The organism is Streptomyces albus subsp. albus, from assembly GCF_000719865.1.
Taxonomy (GTDB): Bacteria; Actinomycetota; Actinomycetes; order Streptomycetales; family Streptomycetaceae; genus Streptomyces; species Streptomyces albus_E.
Map to the genome: position 1 here is coordinate 72,600 of NZ_JOID01000027.1, position 6,551 is coordinate 79,150.

The following is a 6,551-nucleotide window of genomic DNA, read 5'->3' on the forward strand; positions in this document are numbered from 1 at the left end:
TGGCGCGGCACCGTCGCCCCGCGCCGCAGTGCACCGCCGTCCCGCCCGGCGGTGCCGCCCAGCGCGTACGGGCGTCCGCGCGCGGGATGGTGCATCCCCCCGTGGAAGCACCGTCCCGCCGCCGACTCGCAGGGAGTCTGCCAGCCGCCACTGACACTCCGTCCGACTCTCCGGGCCCGCCCGCGCACCTCCGTCCCACCGGGTCACGACCGGGCCGCCCGAGCTCCGTCACGATCACCGCACACGACCGGCCGAACGCCCGGACACCCGCTCCCTGAGGGACCGACAGATGCCAACTCCCCCGCCGTCAATGGCGGATGCCCGTGACCGCTGCGGGGCAGCACACCGCCGGGGTCGCCATCACCCCTCTCCGCCTGGGGTTTTCCCCACGGGGTCCCCTTAGGGGATGTCACAGGTAGGCAGCAAAGAGGGGCCATTGGGGCCGTGCGCGCACAGCGTCCCCGCCGACCAGGTACGTTCGAATGGTGGCTGGATTCAGGATGGGACGCGGCCGGGACTCCCGCTCCGCGCAGCAGCAGGCACCGCAGTACCGACAAGGGCAGCGGCAGCAGCCGTACGGAGCGCCGTACGGCGGGCAGCCCGCGCCCCCGCCCGCACCGCACACCCCGCACCAGCAGTGGCCGGGGCACGGCGGCGGCCAGGGCGGTCCGGGCGAGGGCCCGGAGTACTTCGGCGGCCACGATCCGCACCACGGTCACGGCCCGGCGCACGGCGCCCCCGGGCGGGCGGCGCACGGCCACGACCCGTACGCCAACAACCCGGGCCACACGCAGGCGTTCTCGCTCGGCGACGCCCCCGACGCGTACGGTCCCGGCCCGGCTCACGGCGGCGGCCACGACCCGTACGGCGGGCAGCCCGCCCCGCCCGCCGGCCCGCGGCTGCACTGGAAGCAGCTCCTGAGCGGCATCGTGTTCCGCCCGGGCGCCACCTTCTGGCAGATGCGGGACTACCCGGTGTGGGGCCCCGCGCTGACCCTCACCTTCCTCTACGGCATGCTCGCCGTCTTCGGCTTCGCGGACGCCCGCGAGGACGTGCTGAACGCGACCCTCTCGAACAGCATTCCGTGGGTCATCAGCAGTGGCATCGCGATCGTCGTCAGCGCGCTGATCCTGGGAGCCGTCACCCACACCCTCGCCCGCCAGCTCGGCGGCAACGGCTCCTGGCAGCCGACCGTGGGCCTCTCCATGCTGATCATGGCGATCACGGACGCGCCGCGGCTCGTCCTCGCGATGTTCATGAGCGGCGACAACACCGTGGTCCAGGTGGTGGGATGGCTGACCTGGCTGGCGGCCGGCGCGCTGTTCACCTCGATGGTGAGCAAGTCGCACGAACTGCCGTGGCCGAAGGCCCTGGGCGCGTCGGCGATCCAGCTGGTGGCGCTGCTGGCCCTGCTGAAGCTCGGCACGTTCTAGGCAGGCGTGGACGGCCGCCGGGAACGCCGGCACACCGCCGCGCCGGACGACGTACCGGAGGGCCCGGTTCCGTGACGGAACCGGGCCCTCCGGCGTTCCCCTGCCGGCTCACCGTGCCGGCGCACCCGCTCTCATCCGGCCGGTCCGGCCTGCGGCGGTACGAGGGAGCCATCCGCCCGGGACGAGGCCTTCCCGCTGCCGAGGGCGGCCCGACGGACGGCGCGCCGCCCCCTCTCGCCCAGGGCCCGGTAGAAGCGGTCCGGCAGGAACACGGCGTCCGCGACGATCATCGCGCCGGAGAAGAGCGGCAGCCCCATGAGCACGGCGATCCCCAGGTGCATGCCGAGCAGCATGACCAGGACGGGGTACTTGAACCTGCCGAACAGGACGAACGGCAGGGCCACCTGCAGAAGCACCGTCAGGTAGCCGGCGACGGCGACGAACAGCCAGCGCTCGTCCACCATGGCCGAGAGCGCGGGCCAGGGGCGGAAGAGATCGAGGTTCACGACGTAGTGCAGTGCGGTCCCGTCCGCCCAGAAGCCGCCCTGCACCTTGTACAGGCCGGCGGAGCCGTAGAGAAGGCACACCTGGGCGGCGATGACGAAGAGGCCGCAGTTGTGCGACACGGTGACCAGGAGCCGCCGCGCGGCGCCGAGCTGCGGCAGGAGCCCGGCCGCGTCCGCGTCCGCCGCCGGGCACCCGTCCCCGTTCGCGGGAGCGCGGAGCCGGCGCCTGCGCGCGTCGAGGGACCAGCGCCGGCCACAGGCGGTGAAGCAGAGGTAGACGGCCATGAGGAGCATCAGGTTGTCTCCCCCGTCCGTCATCAGGATGGCCCGCGCGTGGAAGGAGGCCACCACGACGGCGAACAGAACGGACATCGCCCTGGTCCGCCAGCCGAGCATGAAGAGAGCGGAGGTGAGGACAGCCAGCCCGTAGCAGAACTCGAAGTACGCGCGGCTGTCGGACAGGAGCAGGATGCTCGACCAGCCCGTCTGCTCGAACAGCTGAGCCGCGAGGGCGGGGGTCCAGGGGGAGCCGGGGCCCCAGATCTCGTGCCGGTGCGGGAACTCCCGCAGCAGGAAGGCGAGATAGAGGAGTCCGTACCCGATCCGCAGCACCGATGCCGCGTAGAGGGAAATGGGCCGCTCGGTCAGGGTGGTACGGAGCACGGCGAGGCGGCCGGACCACCGCCGTGTGCCCGCCCCGGCGGTCCCCCGTTCCGTACGAGGCGACGGGGGCGCGGGAAGAGAAGCCTGCTCAGCCGGCATGGGGCGTCACCTTCCACCACGGGAGATACCTGGTGTTGACGGGGGCGGGCGCGACCGCCGCGGGACCGCCCTCCGGGCGGGACGCGGCGATCGGCTGCGTGACCACCCTCAGCTGGATCGACGTGAAGTCGCCGGGCCGATGGGCACGCACGCGCTCCGCCGCGATATTGCGCAAGTACTCCTGGAGTATCAGAGCCCGCTCCGAGCGCGGCTCGTCCTGACCGCCATGTGTTTCGAGATAGGCGGTCCAGGCGCGGCGCAGGGTGTTCTGCGCCGTGTGGCTCGGGAACGGGTTGTGCTCGACGGCGGAGGTGTCGACGGCGGTCAGGTCGAACCAACCGCTGACGCGAGCGCCGCCGTCCGCGGACGTCCCCATGGTCCGCGCCGAGATCCGCTGATTGACGGATTCGGGGTTCGGCGCGAAGAGCCGCCAGTTCTGCTCGAAAAGGGGGTAGATCCACCCGTTGATCTGCCGGCCGTAATGCTGCGAGATTCGGTTCGTCGGGGCGATGTGCAGAAACACCAGAAGCACATGGACGAGGGACACCGCCAGGCACAGGGTCACCCCTATACCGGTTGCCATCCGCACCGGGCGCGACAGTCCCGGAAAGCCTCCGCTCGCTCTCTGTCGGCGGGCCGGCTCCCGGGCAGTGGTGTTGGTGTTCTTGTCTCCGCCGTCCGGCCCGCTGTCCGGATCGCCGCCCGGCCCGCCGCCCGGCTCTCTGAGGTGAACTGATGGAGTAGCACGCGTCACGGCCGCACTCGGTCCTTCCGTCCTGACTGCTCTCGTTCTGCTGCTCAAGAACCCCGGTGCGCTCATCGCCCGCCGGCCAGGTGCGCGCCGCCGTCCCCCGTCCGCCGCACCCCTCGGAGCGGCGCGCGGCGGTATCCCGTGGGATCCGCCGCGCGCCGTCCGCTCCACTGCGCCGCGCAGGTGCCGGCGAGCGGTTGGGGAATGGCAGCCGCCCGGGGGAGCGGCAGTCGGGGTGGTGCGGGAGGTCGGCTACACCGTGCCGGCCTCGCGGCACGGGGCGGGATCAAGCACGCCCCGTGTGATCACCACGAGTGGTTGCCGTCCTTGGCGAGCTCGCCTCCATGCCCGGCGTGCTCGCCGTTGTGGCCCTCATGGACCTCGTGACCCTCATGGCCTTGCCAGTCCTGGTGCTTCTTGTGCTCTTTGTGACCGCAGTGCTGACCGTGGTGGGCGGCGTCCCCGGCCTTGTCCTCGTGCTGCTTGCCGTGGTGCATGTCGTGCTCGCCGTGCTTGCCGTGCTTGCCGTGCTTGCCGTGCTTGCCGTGGTGCTCGCACTGCTGTCCGTGGTGCTTGCCGTGGTGCTCGCACTTCTGTCCGTGGTGCTTGCCATGCTCACCGTGGTGCTCGCACTGCTGTCCGTGGTGCTTACCGTGCCCGTCGTGGTGCTTTCCGCCGTCTCCACCGCCGATGGTCTGACCACTGTTGCCGCCGCCCGTGGTCCCGGCAGTGGTGCCGCCTGGGAATCCACCTGTCGCACCGCCTGGGAACCCGCCCGTCGCGCCGCCCGGGAACCCTCCTGTGGCGCCGCCCGGGGACCCGCCCGTCGTGGCACCCGTGGTACCGCTCGTCGTGGCACCTGTGGTACCGCTCGTCGTGGCACCCGTGGTACCGCTCGTCGTGGCACCTGTGGTTCCTTCTGTAGTGGCACCCGTGGTGCCACCCGTGAGGACGCCACCGATGACGCCACCCAGGACGCCCGTGGTCGTTCCGCCCGTAGTGGTACCGGTGGTCGCGCCACCGAGCACACCGCCCAGAACCCCTCCGAGCACGCCGCCGGTGGTGGAACCCGCACACGACGGCCGCGTGATCACGTTGCTGTCCAGCGTGACGGAGCCGTTCTGCGCCAGCGCCCGGCCGTCGATGGAGGCCTCCGTGTTGGCGGTGATCGATGCCGAGGCCAGGATGGTGCCGACGAAGGTCGAGCCGGTGCCGAGAGTGGCGGAACTCCCGACCTGCCAGAAGACATTGCACGGCGAAGCACCGTTGGCGAGAAGCACTTCGCTGGCGGACGCCGTAGTCAGCGTCGACCCGATCTGGAACACCCACACCGCGTTGGGGTCACCCTGGGCGTCCAGCGTGAGGGTGCCGGTGAGTCCGATGGAGGAAGAGGCGTTGTAGACGCCCGGCGTCAGGGTCATGCCGCCCAGGTCATCGGCGATGCCGGCATCGGCGTCTTGGCCGGCGGCGTCGTTGTAGGCGGTGGTCAAATCGGTCTTGGCCTGCAGCGCCTCGGCATCGGCGGAATGCTGACTGCCGTTCACCAGACCGGGAGGAAATCCGCTGATTTCCGTACCCGGACTCACTCCGAGGTCTCCGGTCACCGCGGTCGGACCGGTATTGGTGACCGACTCGCCGGCCAGCACCGCGAAGGATTCGGCCGTGCCGAGCGGGACGGCCGTTGCGATGGCGTGCGCTCGCGTCGGCATCATCGCCACCACGAAGGCGGTGACTGCCATCGCGAGGGTTGCCGCGATCCAGGTGGACAACGTACGCCAACGAGGCACACACGAGATGTTCAGTGTCATGGAGAGCCCTACTCCTGCGCAGAAATGTGAGGGATTTTCACGGCTCTTGCCGGACACGCCGAACCGTTAACCTCTCCCGTCATCGGCATCAGGGTTCAACGATCCGATCGTCGATCTCCAGAATCAAACGTCAGATCAGCCGGCGAAGAACGCCACAACACAGCGCATGCGAGTGAATTACGACAATAATCGACACTAGGGATCGATACATCACATAACCGCATCACCACATATGCCGGCCGAAGCTTTCCTGTAACACGGAACGCACCGGCGGAAAGCGGCGATTTCCACGGAAAAGAACCAAGAGAAGCCGACGGAATACCGCTACGGAGACGCGCTGTTCCGGACACCGCCCCCCGCATGGGGCGAATGATCAGGCTGAGCGCAATCCGTCGAAGGCGCACTTTCGCCGCGTCAAAAGCGGCAGGGACACGGCAGGACGCACTCCGGAACGCGAAGCCGCCCCTGCGCGGCGACTACCTCAGACCTGGGTCCGGTGGAAATTGAGATACGAGCGGGAAGGCGTCGGCCCGCGCTGCCCCTGGTAACGGGAGCCGTAGCGCTCGGAGCCGTAGGGGTGCTCGGCCGGTGAGGCGAGCTGGAACATGCAGAGCTGCCCGATCTTCATCCCGGGCCACAGCTTGATGGGAAGCGTGGCCATGTTGGACAGTTCGAGCGTCACGTGGCCGGAGAAGCCGGGGTCGATGAACCCGGCGGTGGAGTGGGTCAGCAGCCCGAGCCGGCCGAGGCTGGACTTGCCCTCCAGCCGGGAGGCGAGATCGTCCGGCAGCGTGATGACCTCGTAGGTCGAGGCGAGCACGAACTCGCCGGGGTGCAGGATGAAGGCCTCGTCCCCCTCGGGCTCGACCAGCCGCGTCAGATCCGCCTGTTCGACGGCGGGGTCGATGTGGGGGTACCGGTGGTTCTCGAACACCCGGAAGTAGCGGTCCAGCCGCACATCGATGCTCGACGGCTGGATCATGGCGGGATCGTAGGGGTCGATCCGCACCCGCCCGGCGTCGATCTGGGCCCGGATGTCCTTGTCGGAGAGAAGCACGGACCGAAGGTTACGCGGCTGACGCGGGCCCGGCCCAATCGACCCGGACCCACGCGCCGCGCTCTCCGCTCACCGCGGGCTCACGACCCCCTCAACAGCCGCTCATCGGCGGCTGGAAGACCGGGGGCCCCTCCCGCTAGGCCGTTTCTGATGGCTCTTGGTGGGCGGGGTGGATCTCCTGGTTGGCCGGGCAGGACGCCCGTATGGTGCGGCGACACGAGCTCACGGACGCGC

The 6,551-nt window shown here is 70.1% G+C and carries 5 protein-coding genes; 1 reads left to right on the plus strand and 4 read right to left on the minus strand.

Features of this window, described 5'->3' with window-relative positions; genetic code table 11:
- The first annotated feature begins 485 nt into the window (after positions 1 to 485).
- The gene (locus tag IF83_RS0124335; RefSeq protein ID WP_030547622.1) at positions 486 to 1,433 is read left to right on the plus strand and encodes a Yip1 family protein; all 948 of its coding nucleotides are present in this window, start codon (positions 486 to 488) and stop codon (positions 1,431 to 1,433) included.
- Between the two features lie 131 nt (positions 1,434 to 1,564).
- Here the strand turns inward: IF83_RS0124335 and IF83_RS0124340 are convergent, their stop codons facing one another.
- The 4 genes from IF83_RS0124340 to dcd all read right to left on the minus strand — a co-directional run bounded on the left by IF83_RS0124340 (position 1,565) and on the right by dcd (position 6,317).
- The gene (locus tag IF83_RS0124340; protein ID WP_078843811.1) at positions 1,565 to 2,701 is read right to left on the minus strand and encodes an HTTM domain-containing protein; all 1,137 of its coding nucleotides are present in this window, start codon (positions 2,699 to 2,701) and stop codon (positions 1,565 to 1,567) included.
- Positions 2,691 to 3,284: a DUF5819 family protein gene (locus IF83_RS0124345; protein ID WP_037681139.1), complete on the minus strand. Its 594-nt coding sequence runs from the start codon at positions 3,282 to 3,284 to the stop codon at positions 2,691 to 2,693. The genes IF83_RS0124340 and IF83_RS0124345 overlap by 11 nt, the downstream gene beginning before the upstream one ends.
- 473 nt (positions 3,285 to 3,757) lie before the next feature.
- Positions 3,758 to 5,260, minus strand: a complete 1,503-nt coding sequence (locus IF83_RS30635) for an ice-binding family protein (protein ID WP_078843812.1) — start codon at positions 5,258 to 5,260, stop codon at positions 3,758 to 3,760.
- Positions 5,261 to 5,741: 481 nt separating this feature from the next.
- The gene (dcd, locus tag IF83_RS0124355) at positions 5,742 to 6,317 is read right to left on the minus strand and encodes a dCTP deaminase (RefSeq protein ID WP_030547630.1); all 576 of its coding nucleotides are present in this window, start codon (positions 6,315 to 6,317) and stop codon (positions 5,742 to 5,744) included.
- Positions 6,318 to 6,551: the final 234 nt, after the last annotated feature.